Below are 26,149 nucleotides of genomic sequence, written 5' to 3' on the forward strand. Positions count from 1 at the left end.
AATAAATATGAAGTATTTTAAAAGAGAGATTGGGGATAAAGGCGCGAGTGCTACTTTTTATCTCCAAGAGCCTAATAAAGAAATAGATATAAATCGAAAATCTCCCGTAATGATTATTGTCCCTGGTGGTGCATATATGTGGACATCATGGCGTGAGGAAGAGCCGATTGCACTGGAATTTCTTGGTAAAGGATTTTCATGTATCGTTGCCGAGTATGCTACAGAGGGCTTAAGTTTTTATGATGGCAAACATGATTACACAAAGGAGCCAGTAACAACTTTCCCTAACCCGTTAGTTGATTTGGCAAGAACTATTGCATACGTGAGAGAACATGCAAATGAATGGTCTTTAGATACTGACAGTATAAATGTTATTGGCTTTTCTGCCGGTGGAAATTTGACCGCTCAGCTAGGCGTATATTGGAATACAGAATGGCTTGAAAAGTTAGTAAAGAAGCCTAGAAAAGAATATCAGCCTAATTCTATTTGCCTCTCATATGGTGCACCACACATGGCAAAAACTCCTGAAAAAGACCGATATCAGCAAACTAAAAAGTTTGCAGGACCAGGATTAATAGATTATGCGACATTAGGAAATGATCGTTCAGAATCACGAGTAAAAATGGTAAATATGGTTGATGCTGTTACAAAAGATACGCCTCCTGTTTTTATTTGGCACACAATGGAGGATCCGTATGTGCCTGTGGCTAGTGCCTTAGAATTTGCAAGTCAATTAGAGAAAGAAATGGTTCCTTTTGAATTGCATATTTATCAAAAAGGAAAACATGGATTAGCTTTGGCAGATTTAAGGACTGATAGTAAAAAGGATCGAAGCCAAAGCAATGAGCAAGCTGCAACTTGGAAAAGACTTTATTTAGGGTGGTTAACAGAAAATCACTTAATCCATTTATTTTAAATGATGTAAAAATTGTAAGATTCGTTCTTGGAAAGTGTAATTTAATTGCGGATCTTGCATTTTTATTATGAGGTAGAGCTATGTTACAAACAAAAGGAAAATATTTGTACAAGAATGGAAAAAGAATATTCTATTTGGCCGACACATGTTGGGGGGCTTTTGGCAGTATAGAAATGCCTGATTGGCGTTACTATCTTGATACTCGTAAAACTGAAGGGTTTAATGCCATTCAAATCAATATTTTACGTCAATGGGACTCTAGTGCCCCGATTAAGAATCGCGAACCGTTTGCAATTGCTAACTATAAAGATGGTAGTTATAAATATGATTTTTCGAAAATTAATGAAGAATATTTTGACAATGCTGCCAAGATGTTGGAAGAAATGAAAAAGCGTGATATGATTCCTGTTTTGGTTTTATTATGGGGTAATTTTGTTCCGGATACTTGGATGAGTAATTTTGTAAAAAACAATACAATGAGATTTGAACAAATTAAACCATATATTACTTATGTGGTGAATAGATTTAAGAGATTTAATCCAATTTGGTTTGTTAGCGGAGATGTTGGATTTACTGACAATGGTAAGCAAAAACCTAGTCTAGCGATCAAATATTATCGTGAAGTATTAAAGACTGCTAAGGCGATAGATCCAAATAATATTTATGCATTTCATATTAATGGTGAAAGTCATGATCTACCTGAAGAATTTGTTAATCAAATTAGCTTTTATGGCTATCAATCAGGACATGGATATACTGGCCAAGCAAGTGCTTATACGATTCCACAGGCATTGCGAAATGAGCAAAATTATCGAGGCCCAATTATTGACACTGAACTTTGTTATGAAGGACTGACAAAAATGAAATGTCCTGTTCCAGAACGCTATAGTGCATTTGACGTTCGAAAAGCCGCTTGGCGTGCAGTTCTATCAGGAGCAGATGCTGGATTAGGTTATGGAACCTTTGGAATTTGGCCTTGGAATGATACTGCACGTCCTGAAATAAAGTTGGAAACAAACTTTAACGTTCAATTAGTGCCATATGACTGGCGCGATTGTTTACAATTTCGTGGTGCCAAAGATATGGGGTTCTTGAAGAATTTCATCATGCAGTACGCGAAGAGTGGCTTAACTCCAATTAATGAACCAGTTAAAAGCAATAAAACTATTCGAGCAGCCGAGAATGAAAAATATCTTTTTATTTATTTACCAACAGCAGGAATCATTAATTTTGATGAATTAGGAATAAAGGTTAAAAAATGCAGAGTAATTGATTTGAATAGCCAAAGAATTTTAACGGGTAGAATTAAAGAGAACACTTTGTGTTTATTGCCAGTAATTGAGGACGAATTGGTGATTATTGAGAAATAGAAGGAAAACTATTATGGGTAGAATTTATTATCAAAAAATTGAGATAACTGATTTTGGACCATATGTGACTAAAATTATTTTGCCCCTTAATCGGAGGATAACTTTTAAGTCGCTCAACAAGAATCAATTTTTTGTTTATGTACAAATCTGTGATAAAAATGGTGAATTGGTCAAAAAACCGCTGCATAGAATGGATCCCAATTCTACATTAATTGAACAAAAGGGATACCGATCAATTAAAGAAGTCTATCCATCGGATATAAGAGGAAATCGATTAAAAGAAGGCAATTTTATTACACTTTCTCTTAATTATGGCCCTTTAGTAAATCTAAGTTCGGCTATTAGTGCTGATTTTTCAACACCGGGGATGTTAGAATACTATACTGTCCATGATTATATGATTACTCAAACAGCAGATATTCAAACAGAAAATGGAATTTTATCAGGCTTGGTATTTGATCATTGCGCTGAAACTTTTAATGATGCAAAAAGTCGCTTTGTTCAAGTTAAATTTAATGATAAAAATGAATTGAATTATGGCTACTTCATTCCACAACGTAAAGGAAGCAAGAAACCATTAATTGTATTTTTACATGGTGCTGGTGAAGGTGGACAAGATTTGCCAATAGCGTATTCTGGGAATAAAGTTACGGCTTTAACTGAAAAACATATTCAAGATATTTTTGATGGAGCATATGTCTTAGTGCCACAGTGTCCAACAGTCTGGATGAATGATGGTCAAGAGCAAATGGGTAAATCCGGACAATCTATTTATGTTGAATCTTTGATGAAAGTAATTAAAAAGTTTATTGCCAATAACTCAGAAGGAATTGACATGGATCGAATTTATATTGGTGGAGATTCCAATGGTGGTTTTATGACTCTTAGAATGTTGATTGATTACCCAGATTTCTTTACAGCAGGATTTCCGATTTGCGAGGCCTTATATGATAAGTCAATTTCAGATCAAGAAATTGATACTCTTAAGGATATTCCGCTGTGGTTTGTTCATGCCAAGAATGATCCAATTGTTATTCCTGAAGAATATGTTTTGCCGACTTATCGCCGTTTGAAAAAGGCTGGGGCTAAGAATTTACATTTCACTTTTTGGAATAAAATTGTTGATATGCATGGTATGTTCAAAGACAAAGATGGTAATCCGTATGAATATTTGGGCCATTTTGCTTGGATACCTGTTTTCAATGATGACTGTAAAAATGATTTTGATGGCATGCCAGTAATAGAAAATAATAAAGAGGTCAGTTTGTTTGAGTGGCTGGCAATGCAGACAAAAAATAAATAATAGCCAAGTATCTGGAAAATACGTAAATAAAGAATTAAAATTCATGAGGATTTTATATTATGGCTGAACAAACTATTATGTTAAATTGTAGTGCAGGTATGAGTACTTCACTTTTGGTAACTAAGATGCAAGCTGCTGCTAAGGAACAAGGCATTGACGCTGAGATTTTTGCTTGCCCAGCTTCAGAAGCAGACGACAAGATGTCACAACAACAAATCGACTGTGTACTTCTTGGGCCTCAAGTAAGCTACATGAAGGGTGACTTCGAAAACAAGGTTAAAGGCAAGGGCAAAGATGGTAAGGACATTCCTTTGGACGTTATTAACATGCAAGACTACGGCATGATGAATGGTGCTAACGTTTTAGCTCAAGCAGAAAAATTGATCAAAGGTGAATAATTAATTAGCTAAAATAGCTAAGGAAAGTGAGACAGATTTTATGGCAGAAGAAAAGAAAACTCCAGAACAAAAAGAACAAGAAACTTTAATGGCCGCTATGGGTTTAATTGCAAATGGTGGTAATGCTAAAAGTTTAGCGTTTGAAGCAATTCGCTTGGCTAAAAAGGGCGATATTGAGGGTGCTCGTACGAAGTTGAAGGAAAGCGACAAGTCCTTACTTGAAGCACATAATTCTCAAACCAGCATGTTAACCAAGGAAGCACAAGGCGACCATATGCACGTCACTTTGTTGGTAGTACACTCACAAGACCACTTGATGAATGCTATTACATTTAGAGATTTAGCTGGAGAAATGGTAGATCTTTACGAAAAGCTATATAAATCTGGCTTTCTTAAAAAAGAGAAATAGTAAAAATTAGATTGACCTCGATGAAACCATTGAAGATTTTGATCAAGAGATTACTAATGACCATAAATTCCATCTAGCAAGAAAGCCTTGGCAAGCATTATTGCTAACAGAAGAATAAAGTGATAGAAAACCAGCGATATCAATTCGCTGGCTTTTTTGTAAAAAATTCAACTTTCCAAAAAATATTAGCCCTTTTTTGCGTAATAAATAGTAGAGGGTAAATATCCTCAAACTATTTTTAGGAGGGCTTTGCATGAGCAAAGAGAAAGAGCTAAACGTGTCTGAAGCATTGGGTTTCACCGATGATCTGATGTTTCAGAATGTCATGAAGGATCCAGTCGCCTGCCGCATGTTGTTACAGGAGGTTTTCCCCGAACTGGACATCCAGATTCTAAATGTCAGTACACAGGAGAGAATTGCTTTGAACACGAATGAAAAATTCTCTGTGTTAGATGTTTTAGTCAAGGATGAGCAAGGAAGACGCTATGACATGGAAATGCAGGTAGCACGCAAAGAAGACATGGATAAGCGAGCAAGGTATTACTTGTTCAAGATGATGGAAGATGGCTTTTTACGTCAAGGGGAGGAGTATGAAAATCTAACTGCTGCCTATGTGATTTTCATTCTGCCGTTTGACCCTAAAGGTAAAGGGCTTAAACGATACAGTTTTGTTTATACGGCTAGAGAAGATCCAACAGTTGAACTAAACGATGGATCTGAGATAATATACTTAAACACAAAGGGCACGAAAGGAAAAATTCGCCCAGGTCTTAATGACCTTTACCGAATGATCGAGGGCAAGCCAACCTCGAATGGCAAATTCATCAAGTATATCAAGAAGTCGATGGATAGCTATCGTAAAACAGTAGAATGGAGGAAGCACGTTATGAACACGGAAGAAGTAGCAGAGGCTGCTAAGCAGCTAGGCATGGAGAAGGGCTTAGAAGAGGGCCGTAAAAAAGGCATGGAAGAAGGCAGAAAAGAAGGCTTGATCACTGGAATCTTTGATCTGATCTCGGTCTTAAAGGACTATGGGGAAACGAATCAAGGTATCTTGCAACACCTTAAGCAGAAGTATGGCAATACTTTTTCAGATGATCAGCTGGAAAGCTTTTTAAAGCAAAGCTAGTTTTTAGATAAAGCTAAAATGCGATAGCACCAACAATTATGGTACTATCGCATTTTTTGGATTGTTTTGATTTAGAGGGAAAGCAAGTAATTAATTAGTTATCTAAAGTCATGGTGGTTTCTGGATCAAAGAAGTGAGCCTTGTTCATTTCGAAGCCCATTTGAACAGTAGCACCAGGTTTAGTGAAGTCACGAGCATCAACCTTGGATACTAAGTCAGTGTCACCCACCTTGCAGTAAAGCTGGGTTTCTGCACCTAACAGCTCGGAAACAACAACCTTAGCAGTTACTACTTGTTCAGGGAAACTTTGTAAGAAGACCTCTTCAGTATGCACGTCTTCTGGACGAATACCGAAGATTAACTTCTTGCCATCATAGCCCTTATCCTTTAGGATCTTGAGTTTACCTTCTGGAACTGGGATTTCGAAGTCATGGTGGTCTTCATCAATGATCTTCCCATCTTTCAAAGTTACGTTAAAGAAGTTCATGGCAGGTGAACCGATAAATCCGGCAACAAACTTATTTGCTGGGTGGTTGTATACTTCCATTGGAGTGCCGACTTGCTGTTGAACACCATCCTTGATGACAACGATTCTGTCAGCTAAGGTCATCGCTTCGGTTTGGTCGTGGGTTACGTAGATCGTGGTGGTCTTCAATTGTTGGTGCAATTTAGCAATTTCAGCACGCATGGTAACACGCAACTTAGCATCCAAGTTTGACAAAGGCTCGTCCATCAAAAAGATTGGCGCATCCCGCACAATCGCACGTCCCAAGGCTACACGCTGACGTTGACCACCAGAAAGGGCAGCAGGCTTACGCTTCAGATATTGCTTCAAGCCCAAGATTTCTGCGGCTCTTTGGACCTTCTTATCAATTTCTGCTTTATCAGTATGACGCAGTTTCAACCCAAAGGCCATGTTGTCGTAAACAGTCATGTGAGGATATAGGGCGTAGTTCTGGAAAACCATGGCAATGTCACGGTTCTTTGGCGCAACATCATTCATAACTTTGCCGCCGATCTTCAAAGTACCTTTTGAAATATCTTCAAGTCCAGCGATCATTCTCAAGGTAGTTGACTTACCACAACCAGATGGCCCGACAAAGACGATGAATTCTTGATCATCAATGTGTAAATTGAAGTCTGAAACAGAGTATTTGTCGTTACCTTTGTACATCTTATAAACGTGATCCAAATCTACTTTAACCATTTTTATTTCTCCATTCTCATTCGTTAATCATTAATTGCTTTTAGTTCAAAAATCTTAGTATCAAAATCAACTCTTTGCTTTGACCAATATTCAGCTTCACGTCCGCGATAATCTTCAGTTAGCGGTAAGCCAATATTCATTAATTCGTCACCAAATAATTTGCGCTGACCATTAATTTCATAAAGCTGATTTGGATCAAGACCAGCAAGTTTAACGTGGTAATATCCATTATTCGGTTCACTTAAGCCATAGTAATAACAGATAACCGCATGCTTTTTATCCTTAGAATTTACTTCCCAGGCACCATGTCCAGGATGGCTCGGCTCTAAGCGGTAGAAGTCACCGTTGAAGATTAAGTCGTGGAAATGATGGAATTGCTCAGTTCCTTTCTTTAACTCGTCTTTTTCTTTCTGGGTTAACTTGGTTAGGTCAAATTCGTAGCCGTAAGTCCCAAACATAGCAATGTTAACGCGTGAATGTAGTGGAGTGACACGGCCTGTTTGGTGATTTGGCACAATTGATACATGAGCTCCCATCACAGCAGGTGGATAAACATAAGAGGTACCGGTTTGAATTTGCCAGCGTTCATTGGCATCTGTGTCATCACTGGTCCAAGCTTGTGGGGCGTAGTAAAACATAGCTAAGTCATAGCGACCACCACCGCCCGCACAGGATTCAAACAAAATCTTAGGATATTTGTCCGTTAGTAGTTGATAAAGTTTGTAGACACCTAAGATATAGCGATGAAAGACCTCGCCTTGTTGATCTTTGGGTAAATAATTTGAATAGGGTTCAGTAATATTGCGATTCATATCCCACTTAATGTAGTCAGGATGAATTTGGTCAATAATTTTGCTGATCTTTTTAAATAAAAAGTTAACTGCGGCTGGATTAGTGAAATCGACTAAGTATTGATTTCGACCTTGTGACAGATGTTTTTTACTATTGCCTAGAAGCCAAGAAGGATGCTCTTGATATAGTTTGGTATCCATTGATAAAGCTTCTGGCTCAAACCATAGCCCGAATTTCATGTCTAAATCATGAATTTTTTGAACTAAATGATCCAATCCTTGTGGCAATTTCTTTTTGTCCACTTCCCAGTCACCCATCGAGCCAGCATCACTTGTGCGGTGACCAAACCAGCCATCATCTAAGACAAAGAGGTCACAGCCAATATCTTTAGCTTCTTTGGCTAAGTTGACCAGTTTTTTCTCATCAAAATCATAGTAGGTAGCTTCCCAGTTGTTGATCAAGACAGGACGCTCAGGTTTTTGCCAGTGCTGATTAAGAATATGTTCACGAATTAAATCATGATAATTGTGACTTAATCCATTAAAGCCTTGATCTGAAAAGCTAAGTACGGCTTGTGGGGTAACGAAGTTAGACATCGGCTCCAAAATCCAGTCAAAGTCGGCATCACTAATTCCAGTCATTACACGAGTTACACCATAAGCGTTAACATCAATTGTTTCTTGATGATTGCCCGAATACATTAGGGTCATTCCAATAACATTGCCTTGATTTTGACTAGTATTTTTGTCAGCTAAAGCAATGAAAGGATCATGAATGTGACCAGTAGTACCACGGACAGAGCCGATCTCTTGAATGCCAGGACGCAGTGGCGTGCGGTTGACGTGACGTTCACGTGCCCAAGCACCATTTAATGTAATTAGATCATAATTGGCAGTTGACAAATCAAAGCTGGCACTCTTTGCGGACAACAGGTGATAACTATTTTTACCAGGATTAAAGAACTCAGCATTTCTAACGATAATATCTAGATCGGCAAAGATTGTGTAGTTAAGCTTTAATTTTAGCTCGCTATACTCGTCTTTAAGCAAGATAACTAAAGTTTTGGCATCATCGTCGGCATAACGAACATGAGGAAGCTCATCATAGTATGGCGCTCCATTTAATATTTGATAGCTGTAATATTGAAAATTGCTGATCTTATCTCCGTCATCATATTTGATTTCAAAAGCAGGCTTTCTAAAATCAGTTGTGCCATAAGTAGGATATTCTTGCCGTCTATGTTCAAGAGAAGCAATTCCTGTTTGGGCAAAGAGCTGACAACCAGATCCTGGCTCATATTCGTCTAAATTAGACAAATCTTCTCTGACGTGAACGGCTTTACCAAAATAAATCGATTCAAGTTGCTTTATTTTAGGCATCACCCGAAAAATATAAGAAATGCAACCGTTTGTTAAATGAAATTCCAACTTTTCTTTGTTGATATAAATTAAATTACTCAATGAAAAAACTCCTTGTTTCATCACCCAAGTGTGGAAGATACTCGTGACCGTATTCAGGTTCAACATAAAGTTGCTTCTTTGATTTAATCCGATTGTATGCGGCCATTTGTGTTTCTGGCGGCACTAATTGATCGCTACCACCGATTTCCCATATAACTTGAGCCTTAATATTTTCTGCTAAATATTTAATATCGATGTAATCTAATAGGTTAAAGAAATCCTTTTCCTTCTTATGAAGAGGATCGCGATACTTAAACCAGTAGCTTAGCTCACTAAATGCAGTGTCAGGACCATATTGGTATGCTTTGCGATAGTCTGACAGGAAAGGATAGGCAACTTGAACTTTGTAAATTTCTGGTACCAGACCAGCGCAGGCAATTGAAAGACCACCACCTTGTGAAGCACCCTGGCACCAGATCTTCTTTTCATCAACGTGTTCCATTGACATTAAAATGTGCGCTGCTTGATAGAGATCAAGAAATTGACGATAGTAGTAAAGTTTTTTAGGATCCCATTCTTCGACGCCTCTGATGATTAATCCTTGTAAGATATCACCTTTGACAGGAACATTATCTTCTGACAATCCACCTTGCCCGCGGCAGTCAAGTGCTAAGGAAACAAAACCTTCAGCGGCCCAGCCAACCTTATCTTGAAAATCACCACTGTCGCAGTGATAACCATGAAATAGGAGAACGCCAGGATGTTTTCCTTCTATCTTTTTTGGAGTTACGAGTTGAGCATGGACTCGAGCACCACTAATTCCTTTGAAGTATAGATGATAAAAATTAGCGACATGAGAAGGGAGGTTCACTTGTTTCAACTCATAAGTATTACCTAATTTATCTACTTCTTTTTTTCCTTTATTCCAAAATTCATCAAAATCTTTTGGTTTTTTACCAAGACCTAAATAGTCTTTAAAATTGTTTACGTTTACCATTTTATTCTCCATAATCAACATAATTTACTTTGTATTCGCTTTCATCATTAGAATAAGCCTTGCATTAGGTAAAAGTAAACACGTAATAAGGTTCTTGTTAAGTTAAAGACTTTACATACACTAATCAAGGTATTTACTTTTGATTTCAAAGATTTATATTATAAGTGTCAAGTAATGAAAGCGCTTTTAAAGAGCTGGATGATTTTATGAGGAGTTTAGATTATGAATAGAGGAAAAATTAAGGCAGTACGTACTGGTGTTGCTTCATTGACAGCTATCACTGCTGTTGCAGTTGGTCTTACAGGATGTTCAAATAATGGTAAGAAAGAAACGATTACTTTTATTAACCACAAGACTGACTTTAAACAAGATGGTACTTGGGATCGCTACGTAAAAGAATTCCAAAAGACTCACCCTAATATTGAAGTTAAAGTTCAAGCATTGAGTGATTATGCCACTAATATGAAGACGCGCATGAATTCAAATAATTATGGGGATGTATTCATGCTTCCAGATTCGGTAAATGCTAAGGACTACTCTCATTTTGTTGAGCCATTTGGGAAATTAAGTACATTATCTAAGAAATATTACGGTGTCAATGCCAAGCAATATCATGGTACGGTTTACGGCCTTCCTTCTGATATGAATGGTCAAGGCATGGTGGTAAATATGGAAGTCTTCAGAAAAGCTGGTTATAAGACTTTTCCTAAAACCCCAGAAAAATTTATTGCTGCTTTGAAAGCAATTAAGGCTAAAGAAAAAGGAGTCACACCACTGTACACCAACTATCACTCAGGCTGGGCTTTGTCTAACTGGGACTATCAAGTCTCTGCAGCGGCTGGTGATCCAAACTACTTAAATGAAATGATGAAAATGAAGAGCCCATTTGCTAAGGGAAAGCCAATGAACACCATTTACAACATTCTTTATACTGCATGTAAAGATAAGTTAGTTGAAGGTGACCCAACCACTTCAGACTGGGAACAATGTAAGCAAGACATGGCTGACAACAAGATTGGTGCCATGGAACTAGGTTCATTTGCTGTTCTACAAATTCAACAAAAGAATAAGAAAAATGCTAATAACATTAAATTTGAAGCATTTCCGATGACACCAAAGAGTGGTCAACAAATGGTAACTATCGGTGCAGACTATTGTTATGCAATTAGTAAACACAGTAAGCACAAGAAGGCAGCTAGAGAATTTGTTGATTGGTTAGTTAATAAGTCAGATTATGCTAAGGACTGTGGTGCTATTCCAACTCCTAAAGGCAAGCAAATGCCAGCAATTTTTGATTCATTGAAGAAAAACGATGTTAAATTAGTTCAAAACACTCAAGCTCCTAAGGGTGAGGAAGACTTGCTTCAAAAGGTTAACAACGATGCCGAAGTCGGCTTCCAAACTACTGAAGATTACAAACAAAAGATTATTGATGCCGGCGTTGGTAACAACAAGGAAAGCTTTGAATCAATTATGAATGATATGAATAGTAGATGGAACAAAGCAGTTGCTAAAAACGTTAAATAATTATTAAAAAATGCTGGAATCAATTGAGTTTGATCCCAGTATTTTATTAAGGAGCATGTTTTATGAAAGGTGCAATAGAAAAGTTTAGGACAAATTATCGTCTGCAAAAGAAACTTGTTATCGTAATGTTTACGATTATTCCAGTTACTTTACTATTAGTATTTTCATATTTACCTTTAGTAAAAATGATACAGTATTCGGTAACTAATTGGGATGGAATTAGTGCACATAGTGATTTTGTAGGACTAGAAAACTATAAAACAGTGTTAACTAATCCACAATATGTTCAAGTATTTAAAGTAAGTTTCTATTACTTTGCAGTATCAATTTTGCAATTATCGTTAGCTATGCTACTTGCAGTAATGCTGTCATTTAAAGTTAAGTTTCCAAATTTATGGAAAGGATTAATTTTCTTCCCATACTTGATTAACGGTGTTGCTATTGGCTTTATCTTCCTGTACTTCTATAAGCAGAATGGTACTTTAGATACAATTATGAAGTTCTTTGGTTTAAATAGTTGGATTAAGCTTTGGATGGGTAATCGTTCAACTAATAATTGGGCTATCGCGTTGACTTCATTATGGCGGTATACAGGTTATAACTTCTTATTATTCTTTGGTGCTATTCAATCAGTAGATCCTGAAATTTATGAAGCAGCCGAAATGGATGGCGCTAACAAATGGCAACAATTTAAATATATTATGTTTCCAGCCATTCAAACTATTTTCCTAGTTAATGTAATTTTGAGTGTTAGCGGTTCATTGAGCGCATTCGATACACCATATATTATGACTGGTGGTGCTAACGGTACTTCAACGTTTGTTATTCAAACTATTAATACTGCCTTTAAGTTTAATAAACTAGGATTAGCCTCAGCGATGGCAATTATCTTGTTAGTTATTATCTTAGTTGTTACTGCTGTTCAGAAATTAGCAACAAGAGAGAGGGATTAACATGAATCAAAATCAAAATAGGTTAGAAAAAGAGTATGCCTCAGAAATTATTGATGAAACAGCTAAAAAGCCAAAGCAATCCACAGGACATCATAAACGTTATTCTGGACATGATATTTTCTTTAAGATCTTGAAATATCTTATCTTGATCTTGGTGGCTTTAGGGGCATTAATTCCAATTGTTGTTGTATTTTTAGGTTCATTTAAGACTCAAGCAGAATTCTTAAACGGTGGCGTGTTTGATTTGCCTAAAACTTGGAGCTTAGTTAATTATAAGACTGCCTTTGTTGATGGAGATATGCTTGAAGGTTTTAAGAACACGGCATTTATCTTAGTTGTATCAATGGCAGGTAAAATCATCTTGGGAGCAATGTTTGCATATGCTGTTAATCGATTTGATTTTGCTTTGAAAAAGCCAATTATGGCTTTGTTCCTTGTGGCAATGTTAATTCCAGCTATTGCTAGTCAGGTTGCTACTTTCCAGATTATTAATAAACTTGGCTTGTTTGACACTATTTGGTCAGTTATTATTTTGAATTTAGGTACTGATGCAATGTCTATTTATATTTTCTTACAGTACTTAAATGAGATTCCTTATTCATTAGATGAAGCAGCTTATCTAGAAGGTGCAACATACTTCCAAATCTTCCGTAAAGTTATCTTACCGTTGCTTAAAGCACCGATTGTAACAATTTTAATTATTTCTGGTGTGGGTATTTACAATGACTTTTACAACCCATTACTTTACATGCCAGATGATAGTTTGAAAGTAATTTCAACTGCCTTGTATGCGTTCAAAGGCCCTTATGGTACTAATTGGCCAGTAATCCTTGCAGGCGTAATTATTGTTATGTTACCAATCCTAATCTTGTTTTTGACTTGTCAAAAGTACATTTACAATGGTGTAGCTGGTGCTGTTAAATAAAAATAGAAATGAATGATTAATTTTGCGTAGTCGAACAATTAAAGCGGTTCAATGGTTTTATTTATGTGTAATGATGTCTATAAAATTTTGGTGGGTTTTGATTAAAAAATTTATCGTTTATGGACTTACAGATGCAATTTCAAGTGTCATTCTTTATTATGCTACGGATCCTAAAGACCGTGATCTTCATCAAAAATTTAAATATGATAATCATTTTGAATTAAAAGGATCTAAGATACTGTCTATTATCGCTGCTTTTATGATTTCTTTATGGATAGCTTTGGCAGTTATAGTTGTTAGGACAAGAGCTAATAATGTTGTAATTAGTCTTTGTTTTTGGATAATTGCAATTTGGACAATTATTCTATTAACTTACATAGTTGAATTAACTTTAGTGAAGGCAAAAGAACAGGCGATGAATACTAAAAACTATTACTTAAAAGCTTTATTCATGTTATTTCATTGTCCACAAATAACGATTACTACAATTACATTATTAGTTACAATTACTTTACTTTTTATCAAAAATGCAGTGATAGCTGTATTAATAATGCCTGGAGTAATAGCGGCATGTGTGTGTCATACTTATAATCTTTTAATTGAAAAGGAAAAAGAAAAATTAACAAAATAGATTACGTAAAAAACGAAAGTGCAAAAAATATGATTAAATTTCCAAAAGATTTTGCTTGGGGTGCGGCGACTTCTGGGCCACAGTCCGAGGGTTGCTTTAAGAAAAAGCACCAAAACGTTTTTGACTATTGGTACTCAATCGATCCTGAAGCTTTCTATAATGGTGTAGGTCCTGATACTGCATCAAACTTTTATAATGACTATAAGTCAGACTTAAAGTTAATGCGTGAAGCAGGAATCAAAAACCTTAGAACCTCGATTCAGTGGTCACGTTTGATTGATGATTTTGAAAAAGCAACTGTTAATCAGGATGCGGTCGATTTTTACAATAATGTCATCGATGAAATGATTAAAGATGGCATTACACCATACATTAACTTGTGCCACTTCGATATGCCAATTGAATTGCAGAAGAAATATGGTGGATTTGAATCAAAGCATGTCACTGACCTTTATGCTAAGTATGCTGACAAGTGTTTTGAGTTGTTTGGTGACCGTGTTCAGCACTGGTTCACTTTTAATGAGCCTAAAGTAATTATTGATGGTGGTTATCTGTATAAGTTCCATTATCCATTGAAAGTCGATGGCCCGCTAGCGGTACAAGTTGCCTATAACATTAACTTGGCATCAGCTAAAGCGATTAAGAAGTTTCATGAGCGTTTTGCTGATGGCAAGAACAAGATTGGCATTATCCTAAATTTGACACCTGCTTATCCTGCATCAGAAAATGAAGCTGATTTAGTAGCTGCCCGTTTTGCCAACCTTTGGGACAATAATATGTTCCTTGATCCAGCTATCTTGGGACATTATCACAAAGAATTAGTGGATGTTTTGACTGATGCTGGTGTGTTGTGGGATGCAACAGATGATGAACTTAGTTTGATCAAGCAAAATACAATTGATGAACTTGGCGTTAACTTTTACCATCCTGAAAGAGTACAGGCACCGCAAGTTTCTCCTAAGAGTTTACAGGACTGGATGCCGGATATTTACTTTGATAATTATGAGATGCCAGGTCGGGTAATGAATGTAGATAAGGGCTGGGAGATTTATCCTAAAACTTTGTATGACATTGCGATCAATATTCGCGATAATTATGGCAATATTGATTGGTTTGTCTCAGAAAACGGAATGGGTGTCTCCCGCGAAGAACGCTTTATCAAAGATGGCGTGGTTCAAGATGAGTATCGAATCAAGTTTATCAAGGACCACCTATTAGAACTACATAAGGGTATTGAAGCAGGATCGAATTGTCACGGCTACTTTGTATGGACTGGGATTGATTGCTGGTCATGGATGAATGCCTATCGTAACCGTTATGGGTTAATTCGTGATAATATTCATACTCAAATTAAAACTCTTAAAAAGTCGGGCCATTGGTATCGCAAGTTAAGTGATAATAATGGCTTTGAAGAATAGCTTAATTAAATAATAATTTCTCTCCCTCTAGATAAAATTAAGTTAAATAAGCCTCGAAAGTTATGTGCTTCCGGGGCTTTTCTTGTTTGTATGTAGTCAGATAAGGAGTCACAGAAAAAACTATAATTCTCTTTTCTATTATAAAACAACATATATAATAAATAAGGTAGAATTACATGTTGATATAAACGTGTAAGCAATTAACGAAAATGGGGAAAAATCATGTCACACAATTATAATGGTGGGATTGCTTCATATGCAATTTGGTTGCCAGAATTTACGCAATTTATTCAACTTTATCAATCTGGCAAGAGTGTTAATGAAATAAAGAAACTTAGTGATGACGAAAATATTTTTCAAATGTCGACAAAAGCGCGTGCTAAGCGCTGTTCAAGAAACCTAGCTATCAGGATAACAGCCTTACCTGAGCCAATGATCGATGCTTTTTCGCATCTAAATACTACTAATCAAAAATTGGTTTCATTAATTTCAGTGATGTTAACGAGTCGGATTCTTGATGAATTTGTCTATGACGTTTATCGGCCAAAAGTTACGATGCACGAAACTACTTTGCAGGATTACGAAGTTGAAGCATTTCTTAATCAAAAGCGAATCGAAAGTCCTGAAATAGCAAAATGGTCCTTGAATACGTTTAAGCGGCTTAAGGGTGCGCTCAAAACTTTTTTGCGGGACGCTGGGTTAATGGAAATCAATCCCGAAAATAAAAAAGAAGATAAATTGCTTTACCCATTAATTGACACACAAGTAGCCTTAATTATGAAAAATGCCAAGTTAGATTATGAATTGGCTGCTTTAGGAGGAATATAATGACTGAAGATATCAATCTTAGATTCAGCCATCTGAAGGAAAAAATGGTTGATCCTAAGTTTCAACATAATGAAGGATTATCCAATGAAGTCGGCTATTGGATCTTTGATTATCCAGCTGACCAAGAGCTGGAAGTGCACAAGCAAATTGCCAAAATAAGTGACAGTCCTTTAGCCTCCAGAGTGAATTTGCGTGTTTTTGATATTTATGATGTCATGATGAAGTTACTCAGAGAGCAAGAAGAATATACTGGTGCAGATCCCATTCCCATTCTTGAAAATATTGAAAAAAAGCAAGGCTTTGATGTACTGATTGAACAAATCAACAATATTCTTGAAATGAGCGAAAATAATAATTTGATTGTTCAATATATCCAGTCAAGATTGCCAGAGCAATGTATTATTTTCTTAGACGGACTGGGCAAAGTTTATCCGATTATTAGAGCACATAAGATTCTTAACACGATGCATCAAGTTTTGGATAAAAATCCCGTTGTAATGTTCTATCCAGGCAATTATGATGAAATGAGCCTAAGAGCCTTCGGTGAAGTAAAAGATCAAAATTATTACAGAGCATTTAGAGTAGATTAAGGAATATAGATATGACACAAATTAAAGACATCTTCCAAAAAGATATCAACCGTGATATCCGCGGTGTTATTAAGATTGGTCAAGACAGTGAAGCAATCAAGAAACAAGAATTAGAAGAATATGTTGTAACTAACGAGTTGAAGAATAATTTCACCAGATTTTTTGATGCTTATGACAAGAGTATTAATAATCCAACTGATGAGATGGGTGCATGGATTAGTGGGTTCTTCGGTTCCGGTAAATCTCACTTCTTAAAGATTCTTTCCTATTTATTAGAAAATGATACAGTTGCTGGTCGTAAGGCAATTGATTATTTCTTGGAAGACGGCAAGTTTGATGATGACCATTTAGCTGATTCTATTAACCAGGCAACTAGTGTCCCAACAGATGTGGCTTTGTTTAACATTGATTCAAAAGCTGATTCTAATGCGGCTAATGATAGTAACGCGATCCTTAATGTTTTTCTTAAGGTTTTCAATGAACAATTAGGTTACTCACCGATTGCGGAAATTGCGGATATGGAACGCTGGCTTGATAATGCAGGTAAGTATGAAGCCTTTAAGGAAGCTTTCCAGAAACTTGATATCAAACATAATTCAACTTGGGAAGCTACTCGCAGAAACTATGCCATTATGACCACTCGTATTCAAAATGCGCTTATTAATAGTGGTGCCTTAAATGAAGTGGATGCTAAGAATTATGTTGATGGCTTGCAAAGTAAGAAGTTCAGTATTGATGCTATTGGCTTTGCCAGTTTAGTGAAGGATTATCTTGATAAAAAAGGTAACGATCACCACATCGTCTTCCTAGCTGATGAAGTAGGTCAATTCATTGGTGACGATGATAATCGTATGCTTAACTTGCAAACGATTGTTGAACAATTGGGTGTTCAATGCCAAGGCCGCGCGTGGGTTGTCGTAACTTCGCAGCAGCAAATGGATGAAGTTACTGGTAATTTCTCCAAGCACGAGCGTGACTTTTCTAAGATTCAAGGTCGTTTCAATACTTTAATTACGATGAGTTCTGCTAACGCTGATGAAGTTATTCGTAAACGTTTGCTTGCTAAGACTCCATTAGCTAAGGAAGAACTAGAAGATTTATTCACGCAGAAGGAATACAGCATCAATAATAAGATTAACTTTAGTGATGCGATTAAGCGTGAAAAATATGAAAGTGCGCAATCTTTCGTTGATAATTACCCATTTGTGCCATATCAATTCGGTTTATTAAAGGATGTCTTGTCTGCAGTTCGTAAAAAGGGTGCAAACGGGAGTCACATGTCTGATGGTGAGCGTTCAATGCTTGCAACATTCCAAGAAGCTACTAGAAGATATGAGAATGATAATTTGGGTAAGTTAGTACCCTTCTCTGCCTTCTTCATTGGGATGAAAGAATTCCTTAGTCATGACCACCAAGTTGTATTTGATAAGGCAATTGGCGATAAATATGTTAACGGTGATCATGGTGATTACGGCTTTAATATTCAAGTTTTAGCCGTCTTATTCATGGTTCGTTATGTTGATAATTATCCATCAACTTTAGAAAACATCGTAACGCTGCTCTTAGATGATATTAACGAAGATCGTCAAGCATTGACTGCTAAGGTTAAAGATGCCCTTCACGTTTTGCTTAGACAGAACTACATCCAAAAGAAGATGGACACTTATGAATTCTTGACCGACTCTGAACAAGAAGTTAACGAAGCAATTAATGCGATTGAAGTCGATGACCGCCGCGTTGCGCGTGATATTGGTGCCTACTTATTTACTTCAGGGTTGATTGATTCTAAGTACACGTATCCAAAGATGAAGAATCAATATATCTTTGAATTTAACATGTATATTGATGATATGGGGCTTAATCCATTACGTAATGACCTCAATATCCAGATTGTGTCACCATTACTTGAGGGCAGTTATCGTGATATTGACTTTAAACAACAAGCCAGTGATGGTAAGCATATTATCATTGTCTTGAAAGATGATGATCGTTATATTGAAAACTATCGAGAAATCGAAAAAGTTAATGAATTCATGCAGAAACCTGAGAGTCATTCTGATACAAAGAAGACCTTAATTGCAACAAGTCGCCATGCGGAAGAAATTCAGGTTGAAAAAGCTACACAGAAGTTGCTTAAGGATGGGTTAATTGATGCGGATATTTACGTCTTAGATGATGTTCTTACTAAAGGCAGTAACTTTGAAGCTCGTTTAGAACAAGCTAAGAAAGAGATCATTGATAACAGTTACCGCAACTTGCAATACTTAGCTTCAGTTAAATCTGATCAAGATGTACTTGATATCTTAAAGGGTAAGAGTGATGTTACCTTATTTAAGGAAAATGCCCACGCTGTTGATGAAGTAGTTAACTACGTTGGCGTTCAAGCAGGCTCAATGAACAATGTTTCCTTTGCTAGTGTGGTTAGTCACTTTAACAATATCCCATACGGTTATAAGCAAATCGATGTTGCATGGATGGTTGCTGAGGCCTTTGCTGACGGAAGATTGAAGCTTTACTTCAATAATTCACAAATTTCTTTGAATGATGCTCATCAAGATCCCAAGACAGTTCAGCGTTACTTCATTAGTAAAAACAATATCTCTAAATTGACGATTAAGCCAGTTAGAGAAATTTCAATGCGTGAAAAGAGAGATGCGCGTGAATTCGTTAGCGATGTTCTTGAAGCACAATTGAATTTGTCTGAGGATGCAACTTCTGAGCAAATGGCTGATGAAATTCAAAAGAAGACTGCGGTAGCGGTAAACATTCTGGAGAATTTACTTAAGACACAAAAGTATAACTTCAATACACCATATCCAGGCTATGAATTATTGCAAAAAGGAATTAACGAATTAAGCCGAATTACTAAAGTTGATGATAGTGATCGTGTCTTCCAAGTTATTTCAGATCATTTAGATGACTTTGAAGATTGGCGTGATGACATAGATGATCGATCTATCTTGCAGTTCTACGGCGATGTTGAAGGACAGAGCAGCCAAGAGAGAATCTGGAATAGATCACATGATTACCTTGATCGCTTCAATCATGCGAAGGGCTTTGTCAATGATAATGAGCTAAAAGATATAGCTAACGATCTTGATAAATACTTGGCAATGGATGAATTTAATAAATCAATTCCAAAGTTGAGTGAATTAAATTCTGCCTTTGCAGAGCGTTATAACGATGATATGCAAAAAGCATATGACGAAATTGATGCGCAGATTAAGGAAAATACGCAAGTCTTTAAGCAACAAGTAACGGAGACTGGCTTCCCAGAAAAAGAAACCAAGTTGTTAAATGACGAGATCGATAATAAATTTAATTCTTTATCAGCTCAAGCACAAGGCTATAGCGAGAGTAATGATGGGGATGCCTACTTAAACTTAATTGGGTTAAAGAGTAAGATCAACGGTATTAATCGTGAATTAAAAGAGCGGATCTCCGAAGTTAGTCGTGAATTAGCAGAGAGACCTACGCAAAACACTCAACCAATTCCTGCTAAACCTGCTCAGAATGATGAGGATACTAAACCATCAGTAACTCCAATTGCACCGCAACCAACTGAACCAGTTGTTAAACCAAAGAGAACAACCTTTAAAAACATTAATGATTTAGTTACTGAAGGATCTTGGAAGATTGAAAGTGAAGAAGATATCGATAAGTATCTTGAACAATTGAGAGCTAAATTAAAAGCTGAATTGAAGGATACCGATATCTTGAATGTCGATTTTAAATAAAAGAAGCAAATATTAAAAAGACTGACGAAAAATCAGTCTTTTTTGCTAAGGAACACAAATAATGAAAGTCTCTTGTTATAATTAGTAGGTATGTTTAGACAATGGAGAGATAATCTCATGGACAAAAATAAAATTAAAAAGTTTGCGATTAATGCAAGACACCACTTAAGAGATACGGTTGAAGTTAAATTAGCTGGCTTAGGCATCACAGCCAATAAGATTAACAATGAATTGCCGATCTCAACCACTGATAAGAAATACTACGTTGATGACAATGAAAACAACGCATTAACAGGTGCACAAATTGGTTGGCGCAGAGATATTGTTAATGAGTTGAATAATTGTGATTATGACAGTGACCCTAAGACTGCTTTTGATGATTTCGTTGAAGAAGTTGCTTATACATGGTTTAACCGGATTATTGCGCTTCGCTTCATGGAAGTTAACAATTATTTGCCAAGTAGAGTAAGAGTGTTAACAAGTGAAGAAGGTAAGGCTGAACCTGATATCGTTGATGAAGCAATGGAAATTGAAGATGATCTTGGTGGCTATTCAGATCAGGAAAAGGAGTTAATCACTAATGCTTTGACTGATAAGACGCCAGAGTTGATGGATCAACTTTATATGATGTTGTTTATTAAGCAATGTGATGCTTTAAGTGAAATTTTACCTGGTCTTTTTGAAAAGACGCGTAATTATCTGAAGTTGTTGTTTACGCCGCATTATGATCGCGGAGTTATTCAGGACTTGATTAATGAGATTCCGGAAAGTTACTTTGACGTAAATGAGGAAGGTCAAGTTCAGATTATTGGTTGGCTTTATCAGTATTACAACACAGTTCCTAAAGAAAATTCATTTAAGAAAAAGAGATATCAAACCGATGATATTCCACCAGTAACCCAATTATTCACTCCAGACTGGATTGTCCGTTATATGGTAGAAAATTCTTTAGGAAGATATTGGATTGATATTCTTCATAGTAAGGGAGATGCTCGCTCTGAAAAAGAAATTGCTGAAAATTTTGGATGGAAATATTACATGCCAAGTTCAGAGAAAAATGGAGTTCAAACTAATGATGAATTGGCTAAAAAAGATGTAACGGATATTAAATTTGTGGATCCAGCAATGGGTTCAGGACATATTCTTGTTTACGCCTTTGAAGTTTTCATGCAAATTTATGAAACTCAGGGATATTCTGACAGGGATGCAGCAAGTCTAATTATTAAGAATAACCTCTATGGCTTAGATATTGATACGCGTGCTTATCAACTTTCTTACTTTGCTTTGTTAATGAAAGCTAGACAAAATGACCGTCGTTTATTTAGAAGAGATCATCAAGTTCATCTTTATGATGTGCCTGCAATTCATTATGGTGTTGAAGATTATCAAGATTTAATTGCTGACTTAGGTTTAGATAAAGAGAAGACTACAAAGGACTTGAAGAAGGTTCTAGATGTATTTAGATATGGTGATGATTTAGGCTCAATTATCAAGGTGGATAAAGACATCGATATTGATAATTTGGAGAAGTTAACTGAAACAAAAAAAGAAACTGAACAGTTAAACCTCTTAGCTGATTCAATTAAGAAACGTGAGCAATTAAGTGAAGTATTAAATGTAGCTAAAGTGCTTAGAAATAAATATGATATCGCTGTAACCAATCCTCCATATATGGGTGGAGGAAAGATGGATGCCCCACTTAAAAAGTATGTTCAAAAGAATTATCCTGATACTAAAGCTGATTTGTTTAGTGTATTCATGGAAAAATTAATGAAACTAACTATAGAAATTGGTTACATTGGAATGGTTACTATGCATTCTTGGATGTTTTTGGCTAACTTTGAAAAATTAAGAGTGAAAATTCAAAGACATACTATTATCAATATGGCTCATCTTGGTACGCGTGCCTTTGAAGATATTGGCGGTGAAGTTGTTCAAACTGCTACTTTTATTTTGCAAAATCAATTTAAAAGGAATTACATAGGTAGTTATGAAAGATTAGTTGATTATAGTTCACAAGATGGAAAGAAAAATACTTTTCTTGAAATAGTTGAAGAAAATGATCAAGAGGATCTTTATCAGGTAAGTCAGTCTAATTTTGATAAAATTCCTGGTAATCCAATTGCTTATTGGATTACTGATCAAGCTTTGTCTACATTTGATTATCAAAAATTAGGATCTGAAATTACTGCTGTTAAAGGCTTAGATACGTGCAATAACAAAAGATTTGTAAGGTTATGGTATGAAGTTGCCATCAACAAAGTGGGTAAAAAAGTAAAAGCACTTGATGAAACTTATAATTTTAAATGGTATACATATTGTAAAGGTGGAAATTATAGAAAATGGTATGGTAATACTCAAAATGTAGTTAATTGGGAAAACAATGGTGAAGAACTAAGAAATTATAGAAATCCTGATGGAAGTTTAAAATCCAGACCACAAAATATCGCTTTTTATTTTAAGCAAGGCATAACTTGGTCTACTATTACAAGTTCTAGAACATCATTTAGAATTATGGAAAATAGTATATTTGGAGGCGGTGGATCGGCAATGTTTCCAAATAATAAAGAAAAAATTGAAGTTATATTGGGATTTATGAATAGTAAAGTACCTGCTTTTTATTTAGATCTTTTAAATCCTACTCTTAATGTATTAGTTGGAGATATGTTAAAAATACCTTTTAACATTGAAATTGCAGATAATATAATTTGTTTGGTTAGATCTACGATTAAAATGTCCAAATTTGATTGGAATGCTTTCGAAACATCATGGAATTTCAAACGTAGTCCATTGTTAACTACCAATGCATCAACTTTGCAACAAGCCTATAATAATTGGTCACAAGAAGCATCAGATCGTTTCAATCAACTTAAATCAAATGAAGAAGAGTTAAATAAAATCTTCATTGATCTCTATGGCTTACAAGATGAATTAATCCCAGAAGAAGATGATAAGGAAGTCTCCGTCCGTAAGGCTGATCAAGTCCGTGATATCAAAGCATTTTTGTCATACTTCATTGGTTGTGTATTCGGTCGATATTCATTATACAAAGATGGTCTTGCATTTGCTGGTGGTGATTGGAATGCTTCTAATTATCAAACTTTCATCCCTAACCAAGACAACATTATTCTCTTAACTGATCGTCAATACTTCGAAGATAATCGTGATATCATTGTTCGATTGAAAGAATTCTTATCTAAGACATTTGATCCAGATCACTTATCAGATAATATGAACTTCATTGCTCAAACTCTGGATTCAAAGAAATTTGAAAAAGGCACCAACGCCGAGCAAATCATCAGAGATTACTTCCTCAATGATTTCTACAAGGATCACTCCAAGATCTATCAAAAGAGACCAATCTACTGGGAATTCAGTTCCGGTAGAAATAAAGGCTTCAAAGCTCTAATGTATCTGCACCGCTACACTCCAGATCAACTTGCCATGGTTCGTCATTATCTTCATGACCTGCAACCAGCAATGAATAACCTGATCAATGTTGACCAGAATTTATTAGATCAAGAAACAACAGCTAGTGCTAAGAGTAAGTATCGTAAGACTATCTCAACTCTGAATAAGCAAATGGCAGAAATGGTTAAGTATGACCAAATCTTAGATCACTTATCCCAAAATCCAGTTGACTTGGATCTTGATGACGGCGTACTAGTAAATCATGATAAGCTGCAACAAGGCGAAAAGCTGTTGTCGAAGTTATAGATTATAGAGTCCAAAAAAAGACGCGTCAATCAGTGAGATTAACGCGTCTTTTTATTCTAAGAAAATTTCATTTGTTTCAGGATAGGAAAGAGTTTTTGAGTCGAATCTTTTGGTACATATATTTCAAGCTGAAGATTTGGACATTTTTTATCAAGATATGCGTAAACTTGTAAAACACGTCTGATGTAAAGCTCATTCATTACTTTGGCATACCAGCATTCGTCTGCTACTAAAATTAGCTTAGTACATTCAGGAACTTTGCTAACAACGGCATCAATTTCAGAGAATGAATTCGTTTTTAATAACGATGAACAATTGACTCTCCTTATACAGTGATCGTAGTCAAATAAATTGAAACTAGTATTAAGATCGTCAATTGAATTAAGATCTAGACTAAAAACAATCTTTGGAGGACAACTGGGTAATGGCAGACCATCTAATTGAATTGACAATAGTTTATAAGTAGATTTCATAAAGCACCTCTAGAAATCAAAACCTATTCCAGTATGATATTTAATAGCCTTATTCGCATAGTCTAACATAGTATCATATACTGGTTTTACAATGGTGTTTGTTGGAGATTTTAGACGCTCAATAAGCCATTGACGAAATGTAATACACTTTTTGTAATCGAAGTAATCATAATCTCCCCAGTCGAAAGTAGCATCAAATTTGTGCCACATTTCACTCAGAAATCCATCCTTTTCTAATGCTTGAGCCACTTTTTCGTCAAAAAAATAATTATCTGATGGTTCACCGTCCACATAAGGGATAGGGTATTCTGGATCACATTTAACAGCCGTAGGATTTAACGCAACATGTAACCACATATTATTTTTCCTTTCTTTTTTTAATTTTAAAGTGAGTTAATCGCAAACTATTTGATGGGGTACCGTCAATCTTGCAATATTTGCGCGCTTGTTTATCATAAATTCTAAGATAACCTGCAACTTTGTCAGCTTTTACTATATATCTAGTTCCGTAAAAGCTAAATTTAACTCCCGAATTTGTTTTAATATGTCGATTGGGATCGTTGGTTGGAATAAATTTATTAACCACTTCGTTTAAATCCACGCTTTGTTTAACCCAATCTTTATTCCATTTTCGTTCCCGTTCTTTACTTCTTTGATACCGCTCTTGATCTAAATGATTTTCTGGTACCGTTTTTTTAATATAAGTATTTGAAGCAATGGAGTATCTAGTCTTATAATCGCTCATTAGGCTACTACCTCCATTTTGCTTTTACTGTGAAAATCTTGGAAATACAAGTAATTAATACCTAAAGTATCTAATTGCATGTCAATTTTCTTGTCATGCTTGCCGTAAATAAGCAATGTTTCAGGGAGGATTCTAAGAATCTTATTGGTGTACTTAGATGCCTCAAAAAAATTAGTTGAATTTTTACAACCTAAAAATCCAGAGGCACACATTACTCCTTGAGGGATATTTTTAAAGGTATCGAGTGTTGTAATATCAGCAGTACGGGTATTAAATACAACTTTAACACCATTGGCGACAAGATAAGCCGCAAATAAATGATTAGCCAAAATGAGAGTTTCTTGTAATTCATGATCCATATCTGTAGTTATGGTGATGTCAGGGAATACTACTCCTGCGTATTGCTTATAGATAGGCAAATCCTGTTTGATTTTACTTAAGCGAGGATAAATTCGTCTATCGGGCTCAAAGAAAGCTAATACGGTTTTATTCCTAGGCGCAGTAATTAAAGAATTGGTACGATAATCAAAAGTTACAAATTCTTCGGGAACTTCACTTACAAAATTCGTTCTTTGAAAAATAGGCCAACCATCGGAATCGAATTCAATTTGCTCTTTTAATTCGTCATGCATTTGTTGCATAAATCGACAAATATCTACGATATTATTAATAGCTAGGGGCATA

The 26,149-nt window shown here is 35.9% G+C and carries 22 protein-coding genes; 15 read left to right on the plus strand and 7 right to left on the minus strand.

Annotated features, from left to right (window positions below):
• Positions 1-7 precede the first annotated feature (7 nt).
• The 6 genes from CP363_RS02655 (at position 8) to CP363_RS02680 (ending at position 5,525) form a co-directional block, all read left to right on the plus strand.
• Positions 8-916, plus strand: coding sequence for an alpha/beta hydrolase (locus CP363_RS02655; RefSeq protein WP_098035789.1), 909 nt, complete (start codon positions 8-10; stop codon positions 914-916).
• An 80-nt stretch (positions 917-996) separates the two neighbouring features.
• A complete protein-coding gene (locus CP363_RS02660) occupies positions 997-2,286 on the plus strand; it encodes a DUF4038 domain-containing protein (RefSeq protein ID WP_098035790.1) in 1,290 nt (429 codons plus the stop codon).
• 13 nt (positions 2,287-2,299) lie between these two features.
• Entirely contained in the window at positions 2,300-3,589 is a 1,290-nt protein-coding gene (locus tag CP363_RS02665) for a prolyl oligopeptidase family serine peptidase (RefSeq protein ID WP_098035791.1), read from the plus strand.
• A 59-nt stretch (positions 3,590-3,648) separates the two neighbouring features.
• Complete coding sequence (locus CP363_RS02670; RefSeq protein ID WP_098035792.1) at positions 3,649-3,987, plus strand: PTS sugar transporter subunit IIB; 339 nt, start codon at positions 3,649-3,651, stop codon at positions 3,985-3,987.
• A gap of 40 nt (positions 3,988-4,027) precedes the next feature.
• Positions 4,028-4,396: a PTS lactose/cellobiose transporter subunit IIA gene (locus CP363_RS02675; protein ID WP_098035793.1), complete on the plus strand. Its 369-nt coding sequence runs from the start codon at positions 4,028-4,030 to the stop codon at positions 4,394-4,396.
• A gap of 253 nt (positions 4,397-4,649) precedes the next feature.
• Positions 4,650-5,525, plus strand: a complete 876-nt coding sequence (locus tag CP363_RS02680) for an Rpn family recombination-promoting nuclease/putative transposase (protein ID WP_098035794.1) — start codon at positions 4,650-4,652, stop codon at positions 5,523-5,525.
• Positions 5,526-5,619: 94 nt separating this feature from the next.
• On the opposite strand, the gene CP363_RS02685 is transcribed toward CP363_RS02680, so the two are convergent.
• The 3 genes from CP363_RS02685 to CP363_RS02695 are packed head-to-tail and all read right to left on the minus strand — an operon-like array spanning position 5,620 to position 9,921.
• Positions 5,620-6,732, minus strand: a complete 1,113-nt coding sequence (locus CP363_RS02685) for an ABC transporter ATP-binding protein (protein ID WP_098035795.1) — start codon at positions 6,730-6,732, stop codon at positions 5,620-5,622.
• Positions 6,733-6,755: 23 nt separating this feature from the next.
• The gene (locus CP363_RS02690) at positions 6,756-8,984 is read right to left on the minus strand and encodes an alpha-galactosidase (RefSeq protein ID WP_233187125.1); all 2,229 of its coding nucleotides are present in this window, start codon (positions 8,982-8,984) and stop codon (positions 6,756-6,758) included.
• Positions 8,977-9,921, minus strand: a complete 945-nt coding sequence (locus CP363_RS02695; protein WP_098035797.1) for an acetylxylan esterase — start codon at positions 9,919-9,921, stop codon at positions 8,977-8,979. Before CP363_RS02695 ends, CP363_RS02690 begins: the two co-directional genes overlap by 8 nt.
• A 222-nt stretch (positions 9,922-10,143) precedes the next feature.
• Between CP363_RS02695 and CP363_RS02700 the strand changes: the two genes are divergently transcribed.
• From CP363_RS02700 to pglX, 9 genes are all read left to right on the plus strand, one after another.
• Positions 10,144-11,448 carry an ABC transporter substrate-binding protein gene (locus CP363_RS02700; protein ID WP_098035798.1) on the plus strand — a complete coding sequence of 435 codons (1,305 nt, stop codon included), beginning with the start codon at positions 10,144-10,146 and terminating at the stop codon, positions 11,446-11,448.
• 62 nt (positions 11,449-11,510) lie between these two features.
• A complete protein-coding gene (locus CP363_RS02705; RefSeq protein WP_098035799.1) occupies positions 11,511-12,401 on the plus strand; it encodes a carbohydrate ABC transporter permease in 891 nt (296 codons plus the stop codon).
• 1 nt (position 12,402) lies between these two features.
• The gene (locus CP363_RS02710) at positions 12,403-13,326 is read left to right on the plus strand and encodes a carbohydrate ABC transporter permease (RefSeq protein WP_098035800.1); all 924 of its coding nucleotides are present in this window, start codon (positions 12,403-12,405) and stop codon (positions 13,324-13,326) included.
• 22 nt (positions 13,327-13,348) lie between these two features.
• The gene (locus CP363_RS02715) at positions 13,349-13,957 is read left to right on the plus strand and encodes a hypothetical protein (protein ID WP_143468710.1); all 609 of its coding nucleotides are present in this window, start codon (positions 13,349-13,351) and stop codon (positions 13,955-13,957) included.
• 29 nt (positions 13,958-13,986) lie between these two features.
• A complete protein-coding gene (locus CP363_RS02720; RefSeq protein ID WP_098035802.1) occupies positions 13,987-15,375 on the plus strand; it encodes a glycoside hydrolase family 1 protein in 1,389 nt (462 codons plus the stop codon).
• A gap of 222 nt (positions 15,376-15,597) precedes the next feature.
• Positions 15,598-16,203 carry a DUF1819 family protein gene (locus CP363_RS02725; protein ID WP_098035803.1) on the plus strand — a complete coding sequence of 202 codons (606 nt, stop codon included), beginning with the start codon at positions 15,598-15,600 and terminating at the stop codon, positions 16,201-16,203.
• On the plus strand, positions 16,203-16,793 hold the full coding sequence (locus tag CP363_RS02730) for a DUF1788 domain-containing protein (RefSeq protein WP_098035804.1): 591 nt from the start codon (positions 16,203-16,205) through the stop codon (positions 16,791-16,793). The genes CP363_RS02725 and CP363_RS02730 overlap by 1 nt, the downstream gene beginning before the upstream one ends.
• Positions 16,794-16,804: 11 nt before the next feature.
• Positions 16,805-20,530, plus strand: a complete 3,726-nt coding sequence (gene brxC / locus CP363_RS02735) for a BREX system P-loop protein BrxC (protein ID WP_098035805.1) — start codon at positions 16,805-16,807, stop codon at positions 20,528-20,530.
• A gap of 117 nt (positions 20,531-20,647) precedes the next feature.
• On the plus strand, positions 20,648-24,247 hold the full coding sequence (pglX, locus tag CP363_RS02740; protein WP_098035806.1) for a BREX-1 system adenine-specific DNA-methyltransferase PglX: 3,600 nt from the start codon (positions 20,648-20,650) through the stop codon (positions 24,245-24,247).
• A 56-nt stretch (positions 24,248-24,303) separates the two neighbouring features.
• On the opposite strand, the gene CP363_RS02745 is transcribed toward pglX, so the two are convergent.
• From CP363_RS02745 to CP363_RS02760, 4 genes are read right to left on the minus strand one after another with little or no spacing between them, the layout of a single operon-like run.
• A complete protein-coding gene (locus CP363_RS02745) occupies positions 24,304-24,720 on the minus strand; it encodes a hypothetical protein (protein ID WP_089147334.1) in 417 nt (138 codons plus the stop codon).
• 9 nt (positions 24,721-24,729) lie between these two features.
• On the minus strand, positions 24,730-25,077 hold the full coding sequence (locus tag CP363_RS02750) for a hypothetical protein (protein WP_065989569.1): 348 nt from the start codon (positions 25,075-25,077) through the stop codon (positions 24,730-24,732).
• Position 25,078: 1 nt separating this feature from the next.
• Positions 25,079-25,465 carry a hypothetical protein gene (locus tag CP363_RS02755; RefSeq protein ID WP_065989567.1) on the minus strand — a complete coding sequence of 129 codons (387 nt, stop codon included), beginning with the start codon at positions 25,463-25,465 and terminating at the stop codon, positions 25,079-25,081.
• The gene (locus CP363_RS02760) at positions 25,465-26,148 is read right to left on the minus strand and encodes a DUF4417 domain-containing protein (protein ID WP_065989565.1); all 684 of its coding nucleotides are present in this window, start codon (positions 26,146-26,148) and stop codon (positions 25,465-25,467) included. The genes CP363_RS02755 and CP363_RS02760 overlap by 1 nt, the downstream gene beginning before the upstream one ends.
• Position 26,149 lies beyond the last annotated feature (1 nt).

The organism is Lactobacillus sp. UMNPBX12 (assembly GCF_002553955.1).
GTDB lineage: Bacteria > Bacillota > Bacilli > Lactobacillales > Lactobacillaceae > Lactobacillus > Lactobacillus crispatus.

Coding starts and splice junctions, on each gene's coding strand:
- CP363_RS02705 (WP_098035799.1), top strand. CDS start 11,511: ATGAAAGGTGCAATAGAAAAGTTTAGGACAAATTATCGTCTGCAAAAG.
- CP363_RS02730 (WP_098035804.1), top strand. CDS start 16,203: ATGACTGAAGATATCAATCTTAGATTCAGCCATCTGAAGGAAAAAATG.
- brxC (WP_098035805.1), top strand. CDS start 16,805: ATGACACAAATTAAAGACATCTTCCAAAAAGATATCAACCGTGATATC.
- pglX (WP_098035806.1), top strand. CDS start 20,648: ATGGACAAAAATAAAATTAAAAAGTTTGCGATTAATGCAAGACACCAC.
- CP363_RS02680 (WP_098035794.1), top strand. CDS start 4,650: ATGAGCAAAGAGAAAGAGCTAAACGTGTCTGAAGCATTGGGTTTCACC.
- CP363_RS02675 (WP_098035793.1), top strand. CDS start 4,028: ATGGCAGAAGAAAAGAAAACTCCAGAACAAAAAGAACAAGAAACTTTA.
- CP363_RS02725 (WP_098035803.1), top strand. CDS start 15,598: ATGTCACACAATTATAATGGTGGGATTGCTTCATATGCAATTTGGTTG.
- CP363_RS02655 (WP_098035789.1), top strand. CDS start 8: ATGAAGTATTTTAAAAGAGAGATTGGGGATAAAGGCGCGAGTGCTACT.
- CP363_RS02720 (WP_098035802.1), top strand. CDS start 13,987: ATGATTAAATTTCCAAAAGATTTTGCTTGGGGTGCGGCGACTTCTGGG.
- CP363_RS02760 (WP_065989565.1), bottom strand. CDS start 26,148: ATGCCCCTAGCTATTAATAATATCGTAGATATTTGTCGATTTATGCAA.
- CP363_RS02695 (WP_098035797.1), bottom strand. CDS start 9,921: ATGGTAAACGTAAACAATTTTAAAGACTATTTAGGTCTTGGTAAAAAA.
- CP363_RS02660 (WP_098035790.1), top strand. CDS start 997: ATGTTACAAACAAAAGGAAAATATTTGTACAAGAATGGAAAAAGAATA.
- CP363_RS02670 (WP_098035792.1), top strand. CDS start 3,649: ATGGCTGAACAAACTATTATGTTAAATTGTAGTGCAGGTATGAGTACT.
- CP363_RS02745 (WP_089147334.1), bottom strand. CDS start 24,720: ATGAAATCTACTTATAAACTATTGTCAATTCAATTAGATGGTCTGCCA.
- CP363_RS02750 (WP_065989569.1), bottom strand. CDS start 25,077: ATGTGGTTACATGTTGCGTTAAATCCTACGGCTGTTAAATGTGATCCA.
- CP363_RS02685 (WP_098035795.1), bottom strand. CDS start 6,732: ATGGTTAAAGTAGATTTGGATCACGTTTATAAGATGTACAAAGGTAAC.
- CP363_RS02700 (WP_098035798.1), top strand. CDS start 10,144: ATGAATAGAGGAAAAATTAAGGCAGTACGTACTGGTGTTGCTTCATTG.
- CP363_RS02665 (WP_098035791.1), top strand. CDS start 2,300: ATGGGTAGAATTTATTATCAAAAAATTGAGATAACTGATTTTGGACCA.
- CP363_RS02710 (WP_098035800.1), top strand. CDS start 12,403: ATGAATCAAAATCAAAATAGGTTAGAAAAAGAGTATGCCTCAGAAATT.
- CP363_RS02755 (WP_065989567.1), bottom strand. CDS start 25,465: ATGAGCGATTATAAGACTAGATACTCCATTGCTTCAAATACTTATATT.